Source organism: Ruegeria sp. I1 (genome assembly GCF_056532675.1).
Window position 1 is genome coordinate 345,650 of the sequence record NZ_JBQFNM010000003.1, and the last position, 16,163, is coordinate 361,812.

14 protein-coding genes are annotated in these 16,163 nt (G+C 56.3%); all 14 read left to right on the top strand.

Features of this window, described 5'->3' with window-relative positions:
• Positions 1-4 precede the first annotated feature (4 nt).
• Positions 5-3,148, top strand: coding sequence for an efflux RND transporter permease subunit (locus tag ACR0DH_RS08250; RefSeq protein WP_480548262.1), 3,144 nt, complete (start codon positions 5-7; stop codon positions 3,146-3,148).
• A 358-nt stretch (positions 3,149-3,506) separates the two neighbouring features.
• Positions 3,507-5,801 carry a bifunctional salicylyl-CoA 5-hydroxylase/oxidoreductase gene (locus ACR0DH_RS08255; RefSeq protein ID WP_480548264.1) on the top strand — a complete coding sequence of 765 codons (2,295 nt, stop codon included), beginning with the start codon at positions 3,507-3,509 and terminating at the stop codon, positions 5,799-5,801.
• A complete protein-coding gene (locus tag ACR0DH_RS08260; RefSeq protein ID WP_480548266.1) occupies positions 5,798-6,517 on the top strand; it encodes an SDR family NAD(P)-dependent oxidoreductase in 720 nt (239 codons plus the stop codon). Before ACR0DH_RS08255 ends, ACR0DH_RS08260 begins: the two co-directional genes overlap by 4 nt.
• On the top strand, positions 6,514-6,978 hold the full coding sequence (locus ACR0DH_RS08265; protein ID WP_480548268.1) for a MarR family winged helix-turn-helix transcriptional regulator: 465 nt from the start codon (positions 6,514-6,516) through the stop codon (positions 6,976-6,978). The genes ACR0DH_RS08260 and ACR0DH_RS08265 overlap by 4 nt, the downstream gene beginning before the upstream one ends.
• Positions 6,978-7,781: an enoyl-CoA hydratase family protein gene (locus ACR0DH_RS08270; RefSeq protein ID WP_480548270.1), complete on the top strand. Its 804-nt coding sequence runs from the start codon at positions 6,978-6,980 to the stop codon at positions 7,779-7,781. The genes ACR0DH_RS08265 and ACR0DH_RS08270 overlap by 1 nt, the downstream gene beginning before the upstream one ends.
• Entirely contained in the window at positions 7,781-8,932 is a 1,152-nt protein-coding gene (locus ACR0DH_RS08275; protein WP_480548272.1) for an acyl-CoA dehydrogenase family protein, read from the top strand. Before ACR0DH_RS08270 ends, ACR0DH_RS08275 begins: the two co-directional genes overlap by 1 nt.
• Complete coding sequence (locus ACR0DH_RS08280; RefSeq protein ID WP_480548274.1) at positions 8,932-10,566, top strand: AMP-binding protein; 1,635 nt, start codon at positions 8,932-8,934, stop codon at positions 10,564-10,566. Before ACR0DH_RS08275 ends, ACR0DH_RS08280 begins: the two co-directional genes overlap by 1 nt.
• A 111-nt stretch (positions 10,567-10,677) precedes the next feature.
• Complete coding sequence (locus ACR0DH_RS08285; protein ID WP_170537402.1) at positions 10,678-11,808, top strand: ABC transporter substrate-binding protein; 1,131 nt, start codon at positions 10,678-10,680, stop codon at positions 11,806-11,808.
• A 64-nt stretch (positions 11,809-11,872) separates the two neighbouring features.
• Positions 11,873-12,793: a branched-chain amino acid ABC transporter permease gene (locus ACR0DH_RS08290; protein ID WP_480548276.1), complete on the top strand. Its 921-nt coding sequence runs from the start codon at positions 11,873-11,875 to the stop codon at positions 12,791-12,793.
• Positions 12,790-13,773 (top strand): branched-chain amino acid ABC transporter permease, encoded by a 984-nt coding sequence (locus ACR0DH_RS08295; RefSeq protein ID WP_480548278.1) that lies wholly within the window; start codon positions 12,790-12,792, stop codon positions 13,771-13,773. The genes ACR0DH_RS08290 and ACR0DH_RS08295 overlap by 4 nt, the downstream gene beginning before the upstream one ends.
• A complete protein-coding gene (locus ACR0DH_RS08300) occupies positions 13,766-14,515 on the top strand; it encodes an ABC transporter ATP-binding protein (protein ID WP_480548280.1) in 750 nt (249 codons plus the stop codon). The genes ACR0DH_RS08295 and ACR0DH_RS08300 overlap by 8 nt, the downstream gene beginning before the upstream one ends.
• The gene (locus ACR0DH_RS08305; RefSeq protein ID WP_480548282.1) at positions 14,512-15,198 is read left to right on the top strand and encodes an ABC transporter ATP-binding protein; all 687 of its coding nucleotides are present in this window, start codon (positions 14,512-14,514) and stop codon (positions 15,196-15,198) included. Before ACR0DH_RS08300 ends, ACR0DH_RS08305 begins: the two co-directional genes overlap by 4 nt.
• Positions 15,198-15,611, top strand: coding sequence for an acyl-CoA thioesterase (locus tag ACR0DH_RS08310; RefSeq protein WP_480548284.1), 414 nt, complete (start codon positions 15,198-15,200; stop codon positions 15,609-15,611). Before ACR0DH_RS08305 ends, ACR0DH_RS08310 begins: the two co-directional genes overlap by 1 nt.
• Entirely contained in the window at positions 15,601-15,993 is a 393-nt protein-coding gene (locus tag ACR0DH_RS08315; RefSeq protein WP_170537414.1) for a RidA family protein, read from the top strand. The genes ACR0DH_RS08310 and ACR0DH_RS08315 overlap by 11 nt, the downstream gene beginning before the upstream one ends.
• Positions 15,994-16,163 lie beyond the last annotated feature (170 nt).

Sequence of the window (16,163 nt, forward strand, 5' to 3'; positions counted from 1 at the left end):
TTTGATGGAAACCCTTACTTTTCGCCACCCCCGACTGGTTGCTCTTATCATTTTGGTGCTTGTGTCTGCAGGCCTGTCTTCGTTCTTATCGTTGGGCCGGCAGGAAGACCCAACGATTACCAATCTCTTCGCAACCGTGACGACGCAGTTCCCGGGCGCAGACCCGGAGCGGGTCGAAGCTTTAGTCACCGCAGAAATCGAAGAAGAACTGCGGAAAATCTCCGAAGTCGATGAGATCAGTTCTGTCTCACGCTCGGGCGTGTCGGTTGTTTCGGTCGAGTTATTGGAAACGCTGGATGAAGCCACTATTGAGCAGGTTTGGGCCGAAGCGCGCGATGCCGTTGAAGATGCGCGCCAGAACTTCCCGGCAGGAGTTTTGCCGCCAGAGTTTGATGCCGAGGGTATTGCTGCCTATTCCGCTGTCATTGCTGTTGCGGCCGAGGACCCCGACTTCCCGCTCACTTTGTTGTCACGTCATGCCGAAGCATTGGGTGACAGATTGCGTGCGATACCTGCGACACGAGCAGTGGACTATTTCGGTCAGCCGGATGAAGAGGTGCTTGTAAGCGTCGATATGGACAAGGCTGCTGCGCTTGGGCTTAGCGCGGCCGAGATATCCCAGCGGATCGCCGAAGCAGATGGCAAGGTTCAGTCTGGGCGGTTGCAGTCCGATGTCGACCTGACCATCGGTATCAGCGGGGAGATTGAGACTTTGGACCGCATCCGAAGCATCGTCCTGCGTGAAAACGCAGATGGTGCCGTGGTTCAGCTCGGAGATATTTCCAACGTAGACCGGGGTGGGCGCGAACCGCAGTCCTCGATCGCGTTTGCCAACGGAAAACCTTCGGTTCTGGTCGGGGTTCTGGCGCAGGACGGCGTGCAGATCGACCGCTGGACTGGTTTTCTTCGGGATGAGCTTGCGGCAGGCGCCGCATCGGTACCTCTGGGCATACAGGAAATACTACTGTTTGATCAAAGCCAGTATACGACGGATCGTTTGTCAGAGGTCGGGATTAACATGGCCATTGGCGTCGCGCTGGTGGTGTCGGTTTTGTTCATCACCTTGGGGGTTCGGGCTGCCGCGATTGTGGCTTTGGTGCTGCCTGTCGTCTCATTGGCCACTTTGGCGACGATGAACATGATTGGATTGCCCATTCATCAGATGTCCGTGACGGGCCTGATTGTTGCCCTCGGTCTGCTCGTTGACGCAGCCATCGTGATGACCGATGAAATTCGACGCCGTCTGCAGGATGGGATGGAGCGACTTGCAGCCGTGCGAGACGCTGTTCGCCGGTTGGCCGCGCCGTTACTGGCATCGACTGTCACAACGGCGCTCGCCTTCACGCCGATGATCTTGCTGCCGGGGCCCGCAGGCGACTTTGTCGGTGCCATCGCAATCGCTGTGGTGCTTATGCTTGTCTGGTCCCTGGTCGTGGCCTTGACGGTGACTCCGGCGATTGCTGGCTGGTTGCTGTCCGATCGCCCGGATGCAGGAATGTTGAGCCGCGGTGTCAGCATACCGCCGCTTGCCCGTATGTTCGAGGCCTCAATCCGATTGTCCGTTGCCAACCCAGTGCGATCCATCGCGTTGGCGTTGGTCTTGCCCGTGCTTGGCTTTGCGGCCTTTCCAACGCTGACTGCGCAATTCTTCCCGGGCGTCGACCGCAACCAATTCTATATCGAGGTCGACATGCCGGGTGGAACATCAATTGCCACCACCGAAGCAACTGCGCGCCAGATCGATGAAATGTTACTGGCTGATGAAGGCGTCAAAAGTGTCTACTGGACGGTCGGAGAATCCGGCCCCGCATTCTACTACAACATCGTTGGCAACCGTTCACGCGAGCCCGGATTTGCACAAGCCATGATCACAACTGACGCGGCCGATGACGCGGCCCGCCTTGTTGGAGCACTGCAGGGTCGTCTGGATACCGACTTTCCTGACGCGCAGATCATCGTTCGCAATCTTGTGCAGGGCCCTCCGGTTGCGGCACCGGTTGAGGTTAAAATTCAGGGGCAGGACATCACGGTTCTGCGTAATCTGGGCGACGAGGTGAGGTCCGTTATGGCCAATCTCGATTTGGTGACGCAGGCGCGCGCCAGCGTGAACGGCGGCAACCCTCAAATCCGGTTCGAGATTGATGAGGTCAAAGCCCGTCTGCTGGGATTGGACGTGGCGGATATAGCGGGTCAGCTGGACACGGCGCTTGTTGGCATCACTGGTGGATCACTGATCGAAGGGACCGAGCAGTTGCCAGTGCGTGTTCGTTTGGGTGACGAGGTGCGATCAGACCTAAGCGCCATTGTCAGTATGCCCATTCTGTTGCCGAACGCTGCCGCCATATCCGCGACCGGAGTGTTCCCCGCTGTACCTTTGTCGGAACTCGCCAGACCGGTGATCGAACCTGCAGAGAGCGTCATAACCCGAACGGATGGCGTACGCGAGAACACCATACAGGCGTTTATCGTGCCCGGTGTTTTGCCCGAAGAGGCTTTGCAGGACGTTCTAGAAGCGCTTGATGCGTCGGGGTTTGTGTTGCCGCAAGGCTATTCGATGTCCTTGGGCGGCGACAGTGATGCCCGATCGAACACCGTGGGCAATTTGCTCGCCTCTGTCGGGTTGATTGTCACGCTCTCCATCGCGACCATTGTGCTGACCTTCAACTCGTTCCGGCTGACCCTTGTGACTTTGTTCGTGTGCGTGTTGTCTGCGGGCCTTTCAATGCTGTCACTGGCCGTCATGCAATTCCCGTTTGGCATAACTGCAATTATCGGAGTCATCGGTTCAATTGGGGTTTCGATCAACGCGGCGATCATAATTCTAACCGGGTTGCAACAGGACGATCAGGCCAGCCAGGGTGATCGGGCGGCGATGGCGCGCGTTGTTACTGGTTCCAGCCGACACATCATCTCGACAACAATCACGACTTTCGGTGGCTTCCTGCCCCTTATCTTAGGAGGAGGGGCTTTTTGGCCTCCGTTTGCAGTGGCGATCGCCGGTGGTGTTCTGTTGTCGACCGTAGTGTCGTTCTACTTCACCCCACCGGTGTTCGCGTTGGTGTATCGTGGCAAATTCAAAAATCGGCGGGTAGCCAACCACCAACCATCTGACCGAAACAATCCAGTTGTTGCGCTCGCGGCGGAATGAGGGTCGGAACAATGCCTTCTGACAAATCATTTTTGGCTCAAGGCGATCGTTGTCCGAAGTAAGGGAGTATTTCGTTGAAAAACTCACGCTTGCGCAAGCGGTTTGTCGAACTGCGTGTTATCTAGAGTATATTGCCAGGCGGCAGGCCAGTCCGGCTTGGTGGCCGCAATCAAGACGGGCAGGCTTCACGCTTGCTCGCGTCGTAGCGCAAACGCCGTCTGGCATGAGGGTCCTCTTTTCCCTCGCAACCGAGCCATTCTTTCGGAGTCAAACTGTTCTTATTTAAAATTTCAAGCTTGAAATAAAAATGAGTTGCCCGCAGACTTAGTTCAAGAATCGGGGCAAGGAGAGGGATTGTATGCGTATCGCCTGTCTTGGTGGCGGCCCGGCAGGGCTTTATTGCGCGATCTCGATGAAGCTGCGCGACCCTACCCATGAGGTTGTCGTTGTGGAGCGAAACAAGAGGGACGACACCTTTGGTTGGGGCGTCGTGCTTTCTGATGAAACGCTCGACAACCTCGCGTCAAATGACAGCATAAGCGCTGCGGCAATCCGTGCAAACTTTGCCTATTGGGATGACGTGGCTTTGCACTTCAAAGGTGAACGACTGGTATCGTCGGGCCATGGGTTCTGCGGTATCGGACGCAAGACGCTGCTTCTTTTACTTCAGGACCGCGCGCGAGAACTGGGCGTCGAATTGCGTTTTGAAACCGAGATCGAAAGCGTCGAAACTTACGCGGCCGAGTTCGATCTTGTTGTGGCCAGCGATGGGCTGAATTCCAAAACGCGTGCACATTATGCAGATGTATTCAAACCCGAGATCGACGAACGGCTTTGTCAGTTCGTTTGGCTGGGCACGCATCAGCGTTTTGATGACGCTTTTACCTTCATTTTCGAGGAAACCGACAAAGGTTGGGTCTGGGCCCATGCCTATCAATTCGATGATGAGACTGCGACCTTCATTGTCGAATGTTCGCAATCCACTTTCGACGCGTATCGCTTTGGCGAGATGAGCCAAGACGAAAGCATCGCCGTCTGTGAGCACATCTTCAAAGATCACCTGGGAGGGCATGCTTTGATGACGAATGCCAATCATATCCGTGGTTCTGCCTGGCTACGGTTTCCGCGCGTGCTTTGCGAACAATGGCATCATGAGAATATCGTGTTGATGGGCGATGCCGCAGCCTCGGCGCATTTTTCGATCGGCTCTGGCACGAAGCTGGCGTTGGAGTCGGCGATCGCCTTGGCCGACTTGCTGCATAGCGAGGTGGATACGGACGCTGCCCTTGCGCGCTATCAAGAGGATCGGAGGCTTGAAGTGCTGCGTTTGCAATCAGCGGCGCGCAACTCTCTGGAGTGGTTTGAAACTGTGGAGCGCTACTTCGATCTGGATCCCGTGCAGCTCAACTATTCCATGTTGACCCGGAGCCAGCGGATCAGCCATGAAAACCTGCGCGAACGCGACAAGGATTGGTTGGAAAGCGCCGAGCGTTGGTTCATGACGCGTTCAGGTATGCCAGAGGACGCACCCCTGCGCTCTCCGATGTTCACGCCGTTTAAGCTGAGAGAGATGACACTCAAGAACCGGATCGTTGTGTCGCCCATGGCGCAGTATAAGGCTGTGGACGGCGCACCGACGGATTGGCATTTGGCGCATTATGGAGAGCGGGCCAAAGGCGGGGCCGGGCTGGTCTATACTGAAATGACTTGCGTCAGCGCAGAGGGTCGGATCACACCCGGCTGTCCGGGACTTTACGCACCGGAACACGAGGCCGCCTGGCGGCGGCTGACTGGATTTGTGCACGAACACACCGACGCAAGGATTTGCTGTCAGATCGGGCATTCAGGGTGCAAGGGTTCGACCCAGTTGGGTTGGGAAGTCATGGACGCGCCGCTTGCGGAAGGGAATTGGGACCTGGTCAGTGCTTCGGCCCTTCCTTGGTCGCCAAACAACGCAACTCCCCGCGAAATCACCCGAGCGGAGATGAACGAGATCAAGGACCAGTTTGTTGAAAGCGTACGCATGGCTGATCGGGCCGAATTCGACATGATCGAGCTGCACGCGGCGCACGGGTATCTTGTTTCGTCCTTTATATCTCCCATGTCGAACGCCCGCACCGATGAATACGGTGGCGCACTAGAAAACCGCCTGCGATGGCCGTTGGAGGTATTTGCCGCCATGCGTGCAGCCTGGCCAGAGGCCAAGCCGATATCTGTTCGGATCTCGGCGAATGACTGGGTTGGAGACGCGGGTGTAACACCTGAGGAAGCCGTATTGATCGCAAAAGCCTTCCATTCGGCGGGGGCGGATTTGATTGACGTGTCGGCGGGGCAGACCACAATTGGGGCTCAGCCGGTCTATGGCCGCATGTTCCAGACGCCATTTAGTGACCGTATTCGCAACGACGCGGGTATACCCACGATGGCAGTCGGCAACATCTATGAAGCTGATCACGCGAATTCGATCCTCATGGCTGGGCGCGCTGATCTTGTTGCGGTCGGACGTCCACATCTGGCGGACCCATACTGGACCTTGCACGAGGCTGCACGCATCGGCGACAGGGCGGCTCCTGATTGGCCACTTCCCTATCTGGCAGGGCGGGATCAGGCGTGGCGTTTGGCAGATCGCGAAGCGGAGATGCTTAAAGTATGAGACGGGTCTTGGTCACGGGCGGAGGTACAGGTATCGGGCGTGCGATTGCCCATGCCTTTGCTGACGCGGGCGATGCCGTCACGATTACAGGCCGAAGAAGCGATATGCTTGAAGACGCCAGCGCTGGGCGTTCAATCACTTGGCAGACCGCTGACATCACAAAAGAATCAGAGGTCGAAGCGCTTTTTGACGCGGCCTACGACGTGGTGATTGCAAATGCCGGGGGCGGTTCCTCTGGTAAGGTTTCAAAGACGTCGCTTGCGTCCTGGGAAAAGACTCTGTCGGTCAATTTGACAGGCACATTTCTGACCTTTCGCGCGGCCTTGAACACGATGGGCGCTGGCGGGCGCCTGATTGCAATTGCGTCGACTGCCGCCCTGAAAGGGAATGCATCGGTTCCCGCTTATTCTGCCGCCAAACATGGTGTGGTCGGGCTGGTTCGATCCATCGCTTTGGATGTTGCGAAGTCGGGGATCACGTGCAACGCGATCTGTCCCGGCTTTACGGATACTGCGCTGACAGATGAGGCCATATCCGGGCTGATGAAACGGTTTGATATGAACCGAGGTGAAGCGACGACACTGGTTGCGTCGGGCAACCCCCAGGCACGACTCATTGACCCGAGCGAAGTGGCCGCAACCGCGTTGTTTTTGGCGTCTAAGCAAGCCGCCGCGATCAACGGTCACGCATTGTCAATGTCGGGAGGTGAGATATGAATCCACAACCGCAACCCGACCAGGAACCGCTGTCAAAGGAACGGCTGCGCCTTTGGCTCAGGATTTTGAAGCTTTCGTCTTCGGTCCAGGCAGATCTGCGCCGTAGGCTCCGAGATAATCATGATACGACGCTTCCGCGATTTGATGTGATGGCAGCCCTATCGCGCTATCCTGACGGGTTAAAAATGAGCGAGCTTTCCGACTATCTGAAAGTCTCCAACGGTAACATTACTGGAATTATCGACCGCCTGGCGGAAGAAGGCCTTGCGCTTCGTGTTGCGGTGCCCGGAGACCGGCGTGCCATGATCGCGCGCTTAACACCCAAAGGCACCAAAGCATTCGCGGATTTGGCGGAGCACCATGAAGAATGGATAGACGATATGTTGGGCAACCTGACGCGTGAGGACGCAAAAACCCTGACCCGTCTTTTGAACAAAGCCCTGGATGATCGGAACACGTGATGAACCTGCCCCAGCCAAAGCACTTTCGCTGCAAAATTGTCGACGGCATTGCCCGTATTGCCCATGATCGACCAGATCGAAAAAATCCTTTTACATTCGACAGCTATGCTGAAATGCGCGATTGGTTCCGTGCCCTTGCCTATTCGGACGAGGTCCACGCGGTTGTGATCTTGCCAAACGGTGGCAATTTCAGTTCGGGCGGAGACGTGCATGACATCATCGGGCCGCTCACCCGGATGACCATGAAAGAGCTTCTGGCCTTCACGCGCATGACCGGAGATTTGGTCAAGGCGATGATCCATTGCGGCAAGCCGATCATTGCGGCCGTTGATGGGGTCTGCGCGGGTGCAGGCGCGATTATGGCCATGGCGTCTGATCTGCGCATTTCCGGACCGGACACAAAAGTTGCGTTTCTGTTCAACAAGGTCGGGCTTGCAGGCTGCGATATGGGGGCTTGCGCGATGCTGCCTCGGATTATCGGGCAGGGGCGCGCTGCGGAATTGCTTTATACCGGGCGTACCATGCGCGCAGAAGAGGGCGAACGCTGGGGGTTTTTCAACTCTGTAACCTCCGCTGAAGAGCTTGAGGCGGCGGCGATTTGCCTAGCCGAACGGATTGCCACCGGGCCGACCTTTGCCAATGCCATGACCAAGACGATGCTAGCGCAGGAATGGAATATGAGCCTGGATCAGGCGATCGAGGCCGAGGCGCAGGCACAGGCCATCTGTATGCAGGGCCAGGATTTTACGCGTGCCTATAAAGCCTTTGTCGCCAAAGAAAAACCAGTGTTCGGGGGCGATTGATGGCTGATCAAACCTTTCTCCACTGGCCTTTCTTTGATGCCGAACACCGCGACTGGGCGGTCTATGTGGAAGGGATTGCGCAAGGGCTGGATATAGATCACGGCGATACGGACGCGGCCTGCCGGGCGCTGGTTGCAGAGCTGGGAAAGGCAGGCGTTCTTGTGCCGACGTCCAATGACGACGGCGTGTTCGACGTCCGGAAGCTGTGCCTGTCGCGTGAAATTTTGGCACGCCATGACGGGTTGGCCGATTTCGCCTTTGCTATGCAGGGGCTGGGGACTGGAGCAATCACGCTGTTTGGAACGCCCGAACAGAAGGCCGCCTGGCTTCCAAAGACGCGCGCCGGGCAGGCGATTTCCGCCTTCGCCCTTACCGAGCCCGGCTCGGGTTCAGATGTTGCGGCCAACACCATGACTGCGACGCGCGATGGTGATCATTTCATCCTTACTGGCGAGAAAACCTGGATTTCGAATGGCGGGATTGCTGATGTCTACACGGTCTTTGCGAACACGCGTGAAGCGCCGGGTGCCAAGGGCATGTCGGCCTTTATCGTCACGCCGGACTTGCCGGGTTTTGATGTTACAGAGCGTCTTGATACCATCGCGCCACATCCTTTGGCGACCTTGCGGTTTACGGAATGTCGTGTTCCCGCAAGCGGTATGATTGGGAATCCGGGGCAAGGCTTCAAAATCGCAATGTCTGTCTTGGATGTGTTTCGTGCCAGCGTGGCAGCGGCGGCTTTGGGCTTTGCGCGCCGCGCGCTGGATGAAGCACTTGGGCGCGTCTCCTCGCGGCACGTGCAAGGGTCTCCGTTGTTTGATTTACAACTGGTTCAGGGGCATATCGCTGACATGGCTTTGGATGTCGATGCGGCGGCTTTGTTGATTTACCGCGCTGCATGGATGCGCGACAGGGGTGCCCCGCGCATCACCCGCGAGGCGGCGATGGCAAAGCTGTTTGCCACGGATCAGGCGCAACATGTGATAGACAAGGCGGTTCAGCTTTTTGGTGGAGACGGCGTAAGATCAGGGTCTTCAGTGGAAACGCTCTACCGCGAAATCCGGGCGCTGCGCATCTATGAAGGTGCGAGCGATGTTCAGAAAATCATCATAGCGCGCCAGACCATGACCGTGTTCGAGGGGGGTGCCTGATGCTCGGACCGACGGCGCATAGTGATGGTTTCGCGCGGGACAACCTGCCTAGGCAGGACAGTTGGCCTGATTTCTTGACGGCTGGATTTGATTACCCAGAATATCTGAATGCCGGTGTGGAACTGACTGATGCGATGGTGGCCAAAGGGTTCGGAGATCACACGGCGCTGATCGGAAATGGTCGGCAGCGGACCTACAAAGAACTGACGGATTGGACAAACAGACTGGCACATGCACTGGTCAACGATCTGGGTGTAAAACCAGGAAATCGTGTGTTGATCCGTTCGGCCAACAATCCGGCCATGGTGGCCTGCTGGCTCGCTGCTACGAAAGCAGGCGCTGTGGTGGTCAACACAATGCCGATGTTGCGTGCGGTCGAATTGCAAAAATACATCGAACTGGCCGAGATCACGCATGCGCTATGCGACACCCGACTGATGGATGAACTGGACCTTTGCGCAAAGGACTGTCCTTCTCTGCGCGTTGTGGCATTTGACGGGACAATGAACCATGATGCCGAGCTCGATGGACTGGCGCTGGAAAAACCGGTGACGTTCGATGCAGTTCAGACGGGTCGTGACGATGTCGCCTTACTGGGCTTTACCTCCGGCTCCACCGGTGCGCCCAAGGCAACCATGCATTTCCACCGCGACCTTCTGATGATTGCCGATGGATATGCGCGTGAGGTTCTTAAGGTGGTGCCCGAAGATGTCTTTGTCGGTTCACCGCCATTGGCGTTTACATTCGGCTTGGGCGGTCTGGCGATCTTCCCCCTCAGATTCGGTGCAACCGCGACGCTGCTAGAAGACGCAACACCGCCGAATATGATCGACATTATCCAGAAATATAAGGCGACGGTATCCTTCACAGCACCAACCGCCTATCGCGTGATGCTCTGCGCTATGGAAGAGGGGGCTGACCTTTCCAGTCTTCGGGCTGCAGTGTCCGCAGGAGAGACCTTGCCTGCCCCGGTTTATGAGGAGTGGATCGCAAAAACCGGCAAACCGATGCTGGACGGGATTGGGGCGACTGAGATGCTGCACATCTTTATCTCGAACCGTTTTGACGATCACCGTGCGGGTTGTACTGGCAAGCCTGTAACGGGGTACGAAGTCAAAATTCTGGCACCTGACGGCAGCGAAGCGCCAATTGGCGAGGTTGGGCGACTGGCCGTGCGCGGCCCGACAGGGTGCCGATATCTGCGCGGTGACCGTCAGGGCACCTATGTTCAGGATGGATGGAACGTCACGGGTGACAGCTTTCGCCGTGATGAGGATGGCTATTTCTATTTCGTAGCCCGCAATGACGACATGATAGTCTCCTCTGGTTACAATATCGCTGGGCCCGAGGTTGAAGCGGCCCTTTTGGGGCACGAAGCCGTTGCTGAATGTGGCGTCATTGGTGCGCCAGACGAGGCGCGCGGGTCAATTGTTCAAGCCCATATTGTTCTTGCTGAGAATGTCGAACCATCCGACGAGCTGATCCAAGCTCTTCAGGACCATGTGAAAGCGACCGTTGCGCCCTTCAAATATCCACGTTCTATCATTTTCCGGGATGACCTGCCAAAAACCCCAACAGGAAAGATTCAACGCTTCAGACTGAAAGAGGTGATTCCGGAACAAGGGTCGACATGAGCGTTATCGGACAATTGTCCCCTCGATTTGGGCGGGATCGAGAGGACAAAGCCACGCTTAAAGTGGGAACAAGTTAACCGTGCCGAAACGAAACAGGGAAAGGAAAAACCAATGAAAAAAATACTTGCGATGACGACAGCGCTTGCGCTTGCCGCTACCGGAGCGGTGGCAGAGACCAAGATCGGCATGATCACGACACTTTCAGGCGGAGGTGCCGGGTTGGGGATTGATGTGCGCGATGGCTTCATGCTGGCAATCAAACAATCCGGCCGCGATGATGTAGAGGTTGTGATCGAAGACGATCAGCGCAAGCCGGACATCGCGGTTCAACTGTCAGACAAGATGATCCAGTCCGAGAAAGTAGACATTATGACTGGAATCATTTGGTCAAACTTGGCCATGGCTGTCGTCCCATCTGCTGTAAACCAGGACGTTTTCTATCTGTCGCCCAATGCGGGACCTTCGGCATTGGCGGGTAAAGGCTGCCACAAAAACTACTTCAACGTTGCCTGGCAGAACGACAATCTGCACGAGGCTGCTGGCGCGTATGCAAATGGTGCGGGCTACGCCAACAGCTTTATCCTTGCCCCCAATTACCCGGCCGGGAAAGATGCTTTGACCGGATATAAGCGTTTCTTTGAAGGTGAGCTGGCCGGCGAGCTTTATACCGAACTTGGCCAAACAGACTATGCGGCAGAGATCGCGCAGATCCGTGCCTCGGGTGCAGATAGCGTGTTTTTCTTCTTGCCTGGCGGAATGGGAATTTCCTTCTTGAAGCAATATGCAGATAGCGGTGTTGATCTGCCTGTGATCGGTCCGGCGTTCAGTTTTGACCAAGGTATCCTGCAAGCGGTGGGGGGCGCCGCGTTGGGCGTGGTGAACACATCGCAGTGGAACAAGGATATCGACAATCCGACAAATGCCGCCTTTGTCGAGAGCTTTCAGGCTGAATACGGCCGTCTTCCTTCGCTTTATGCAAGCCAGGGGTTCGATACGGCCAACCTGATCCTATCGGCCCTGAACACCACGAGTGTTGACGATGCCGACGCGTTCCGTGCGGCTCTGAAAGCAGCCGAGTTTGACAGCACGCGCGGCGACTTTGCCTTTGGCGATAACCATCACCCGGTGCAAACGATCTATGCCCGTGAGGTGATCCAGGAAGGTGACGTTTTCACCAACAAAATTCTTGGTGCTGCCCTCGAAAACCACGCCGACGCCTACGCGGGTGATTGCAAAATGTAGTGACGATGGCAGGCCTGCCGCGCGTGGTGTGCACGGCAGGCCTGTTTGTTTCCGAGGCGATTGAATGTCAGCTATTCTCATTATTGAGCAGGTTCTGAACGGGCTTCAGTTTGGTGTTATGCTATTTCTGATGGCAGCAGGCCTGACCCTGATCTTCGGTGTTATGGGGTTGATTAATCTGGCCCATGGTTCGCTGTACATGGTTGGGGCCTTCGCGGCCGCAGCCGTTGCCGGATACACAGGCTCTTTCGTTCTGGCGCTTGTGGCGGCGCTGGCTGCCGCGGCCTGTGCTGGCGCGATTGTCGAAATGACCGTTATCCGACGGCTTTATCATGCTCCGCATTTGGATCAGGTGTTGGCGACATTTGCCCTGATTTTGATTTTTTCCGAAGGTACGAGGTGGGTCTTTGGGTCTTTCCCTCTGTTTCTTGACATCCCCGATTACCTGTCAGGCCCGATCACATTACCGGGTGGTATTGAATATCCCTTATATCGTTTGACCCTTATTGGCGTGGGTATTGTGGTGGCCCTGGGGCTGTGGTGGCTTACCGCCCGTACCCGGATCGGTATCCAGATCCGCGCAGGAGAAAATGACCGCGAGATGATCGCAGCGCTTGGCGTCGATATCTCGAAACTCTACACGATCGTCTTTGCCCTTGGCGCGGCCCTAGCCGGGTTTGCAGGTGCCTTGGTGGGCGCCATCCAATCGGTGCAGGTGGGGATGGGAGAACCTGTATTGATACTTGCCTTTGTGGTGATCGTGATCGGTGGAATCGGCTCGATCAAAGGGGCGTTCATCGGGGCTGTCCTGGTCGGATTGACCGATACGCTGGGTGGAATATTCCTGCCGGAAGTTTTCAAACTGTTCATGGAAGCAGGCGCTGCGACGCAAACCGGTTCTGCGTTGGCGTCGATGGCTGTCTATATCCTTATGAGCATCGTTTTGATCTGGCGCCCGACCGGTTTGTTTGGGGTGCGGGCATGATCAGGGAACATTATGTCAATTGGGTCGTGCTGGCCGGGCTTTCGGTCGTGCCGCTTTGGGCTCTTGCGGTTGATGAACCATTCACGATCACATTGGCCACACGGACCGTTATTCTGGCGCTGGCCGCGGTGGGGTTGAACATCGCGCTTGGGATTGGCGGCTTGGTGAGCCTTGGGCATGCGGTGTTTTTTGGCCTAGGCGGCTATGCGATGGGCATTCTCGCCCATCATGCCCAGACATATACCGCGCTAGAGCTTGGACCATTCAGCATCGAAGGCACAAAATCCATGCCGGTGATATGGTTGACGGCGATTGTCATCTCCGCCCTGGTGGCATTGTTGATCGGGCTACTGTCTCTGCGCACAACGGGTGTCTATTTCATCATGATCACGCTCGCGTTTGGTCAGATGTTCTTTTTCTTTTCCATTTCCTGGAGCGCCTATGGCGGCGAAGATGGTCTGTCGATTTACGTGCGCAACGGATTTCCAGGCATGAACACGCTAGTCCCGATCCAGTTCTTCGGTCTGTGTTTCGCGGCGCTTTGTGCCGCGCTACTGCTCCACTGGCGGCTTCGTGCATCTCCTTTTGGCTTGGCTTTGAACGCAGCACGACAGGTGCCGCAACGTGTGGAAACGGTCGGGCTGAATCCGATGCGTCTGAAGCTTTTGGCCTTTGTCATCTCTGGAGCGGTGACCGGACTAGCGGGTGCTCTTTTTGCTGATCTAAATCGTTTCGTGAGTCCGACGATGTTCAGTTGGCAACTGTCGGGCGAGTTGATTGTTCTGATTATCATTGGTGGTGTTGGGCGTCTGATGGGTCCTGTCATTGGGGCCGCACTATTTGTTATGCTCGAGCATTTTTTGGGGGGTTTGACCGATTTCTGGCATGTTTGGCTTGGGGTGATCCTGCTTCTGATTGTGCTGTTCGCCCGCGGTGGCCTGTTGGGCATTTTGACCGGCAAAGAGGGGCCCCATGTCTAACGTTGTATTATCTACGCGGAACCTCAAAAAGAGCTTTGGCGCGCTCAAGGCCACGCAGGATGTTTCGATTGATTTGAGGGCTGGGGAAATCCACGCCATCATCGGTCCGAACGGCGCTGGCAAGTCAACGCTGATTGGCCAAATATGTGGAGGATTGAGGCCCGATTCCGGCCGCGTCTACTTGGACAATCAGGACATCTCGTCCCTATCGACACAGGAGCGTGCCAGGGCCGGTCTAGGGCGAACCTTCCAAATCTCTGCACTTGCGATGGAAGACACCGTGCTTGAAAATGCGCTGCTGGGCGCGCTTGGACATTCCGGAAACCCTTGGCGTTTCTGGGGCGCAGCAAGCCGGGACACCGACTTGCGCGACAGGGCTATGGAGGCGCTTATCCGCGTTGGCTTGGACGGTGCCGCAGGCCAAACCACTGCCAATCTCAGCCATGGGCAACGTAGGCAATTGGAAGTCGCCGTTGCCTTAACCCTGTCCCCTAAGGCCTTTGTCATGGATGAACCGATGGCGGGATTGGGTGCGGAGGGGTCGAAGGAAATGACCGGCTTTCTGGACAAACTGCGCCACGAGGCACCGATCCTGCTGGTTGAACATGACATGGATGCGGTTTTTTCGCTGGCCGACCGGATCAGCGTTCTCGTCTATGGCCAGGTGATTGCGTCCGGAACGGTCGACGACATTCGATCATCGCCCGAGGTCCGAGAGGCCTATTTGGGGGAGGAGGCATGAGTTTGCTCGAGGTTGAAAACCTGACAGCATCCTACGGTCGTACGCCTGCTTTGTTCGGCGTTGATCTGACCCTGAACGCAGGCGAGGTTTGCGCATTGATGGGGCGGAACGGTATGGGAAAATCCACCACTGTCAAAGCGATCTGCCGAATGATCGACTCGTTCGGCAGCCTGATGTTTAATGGCAAAAACCTGCATAAGATGGCGAGCCATAACGTGGCTCGGCTGGGTGTTGGATTGGTGCCAGAAGGGCGTCGTTGTTTTCGGGACCTAACGGTCGAAGAGAACCTCATTGCTGCGGCACGCTCTGGCGCTTGGGACTTAAATGCCGTCGCCCGGCTTTTTCCCCGACTTGAAGAACGCAGGGGCCAACGCGCGGCCTCGCTTTCCGGCGGAGAGCAACAGATGCTCGCAATTGGACGGGCATTGATGACCAATCCTCAGCTTTTGGTGTTGGACGAAGCCACTGAGGGCCTGGCCCCGATTGTCCGTCAAGAAATCTGGGCAGCGATCACGCAGATTAAGCGTGAAACCGGCATGTCGATCCTGTTGATAGACAAATCCCTGCGCGAGCTGTCCTCGGTTGCCGACAACGCCGTCATTTTGGCGCGGGGCAAGACGGTCTGGGCTGGCAAAATGGACGCTTTGACGCCCGAATTGACCGCGCAATATGTAGGTGTGTGATGAGCTTTGAACTTACACAGAAGGTCATGTTCAAACACTGCGACCCTGCCGGGATTGTCTTCTACCCACGCTATTTCGAGATGATTAACGACTGCGTCGAGTGTTTTTTCGCGGACGTGCTGGATTGGCCGTTCGAAGACATTCATGGTCAGAGCGGCGTGCCGACGGCACAGATCAACACGCGGTTTGTCGCCCCAAGTCGACACGGGGACAAGCTGATATTGCGATTGAAGATTTCTGCCGTCAGCCGCCGATCAATGACGTTTCGCCTGACTGCGTATTGTGAAGAAGAGCTTAGATTCGCAACCGAGGCAACCTTGGTTCACATCAACGCGACAGGACGTGCAGCGCCCTGGCCGGAACGGATCGCACAACGACTGCAAGACTTGAAGGAGCCCACTGATGCCGCATGACGTAATTCACCCCGAAGGTTGGCTGCCGGCGCTGGGCTATGCAAATGGAATACTGGCTAAAGATGGCACGCTTCATATTGGTGGCCAGATTGGATGGGACGCGAACAAAGAGTTTGTGAGTGACGATTTCATCGGTCAAATGCGTCAGGCGCTGCTCAACATCCGCACAATTGTCGAAACGGCCGGTGGCAAAGTCGAGGATGTGATGCGCCTGACCTGGTTTGTCACCGACAAGGCTGAATATTTGGCCGCTCAACGCGAAGTTGGTCAGGCCTATCGGGAGATTTTTGGCAGACATTTCCCGGCCATGTCGATGGTGGTTGTTGCTGGTCTTGTTGAAGACGCGGCAAAGGTCGAAATCGAAGCAACGGCGCAATTGTGATTTTGGTGCAAGCCTATTTCATCTGCGATATGTAACGAACGCCAATCTGTCGGTATGGCGGCGCACTGCCTTCGATCCGTGCTGACTATCTTGCGCGTTCGCCGACTAGGCCGTGATGGAACATTGGTCCATCAATTGGAGCACATCGGGCCACATTATCCAGGGCGCAG

Coding starts and splice junctions, on each gene's coding strand:
- ACR0DH_RS08250 (WP_480548262.1), top strand. CDS start 5: ATGGAAACCCTTACTTTTCGCCACCCCCGACTGGTTGCTCTTATCATT.
- ACR0DH_RS08255 (WP_480548264.1), top strand. CDS start 3,507: ATGCGTATCGCCTGTCTTGGTGGCGGCCCGGCAGGGCTTTATTGCGCG.
- ACR0DH_RS08260 (WP_480548266.1), top strand. CDS start 5,798: ATGAGACGGGTCTTGGTCACGGGCGGAGGTACAGGTATCGGGCGTGCG.
- ACR0DH_RS08265 (WP_480548268.1), top strand. CDS start 6,514: ATGAATCCACAACCGCAACCCGACCAGGAACCGCTGTCAAAGGAACGG.
- ACR0DH_RS08270 (WP_480548270.1), top strand. CDS start 6,978: ATGAACCTGCCCCAGCCAAAGCACTTTCGCTGCAAAATTGTCGACGGC.
- ACR0DH_RS08275 (WP_480548272.1), top strand. CDS start 7,781: ATGGCTGATCAAACCTTTCTCCACTGGCCTTTCTTTGATGCCGAACAC.
- ACR0DH_RS08280 (WP_480548274.1), top strand. CDS start 8,932: ATGCTCGGACCGACGGCGCATAGTGATGGTTTCGCGCGGGACAACCTG.
- ACR0DH_RS08285 (WP_170537402.1), top strand. CDS start 10,678: ATGAAAAAAATACTTGCGATGACGACAGCGCTTGCGCTTGCCGCTACC.
- ACR0DH_RS08290 (WP_480548276.1), top strand. CDS start 11,873: ATGTCAGCTATTCTCATTATTGAGCAGGTTCTGAACGGGCTTCAGTTT.
- ACR0DH_RS08295 (WP_480548278.1), top strand. CDS start 12,790: ATGATCAGGGAACATTATGTCAATTGGGTCGTGCTGGCCGGGCTTTCG.
- ACR0DH_RS08300 (WP_480548280.1), top strand. CDS start 13,766: ATGTCTAACGTTGTATTATCTACGCGGAACCTCAAAAAGAGCTTTGGC.
- ACR0DH_RS08305 (WP_480548282.1), top strand. CDS start 14,512: ATGAGTTTGCTCGAGGTTGAAAACCTGACAGCATCCTACGGTCGTACG.
- ACR0DH_RS08310 (WP_480548284.1), top strand. CDS start 15,198: ATGAGCTTTGAACTTACACAGAAGGTCATGTTCAAACACTGCGACCCT.
- ACR0DH_RS08315 (WP_170537414.1), top strand. CDS start 15,601: ATGCCGCATGACGTAATTCACCCCGAAGGTTGGCTGCCGGCGCTGGGC.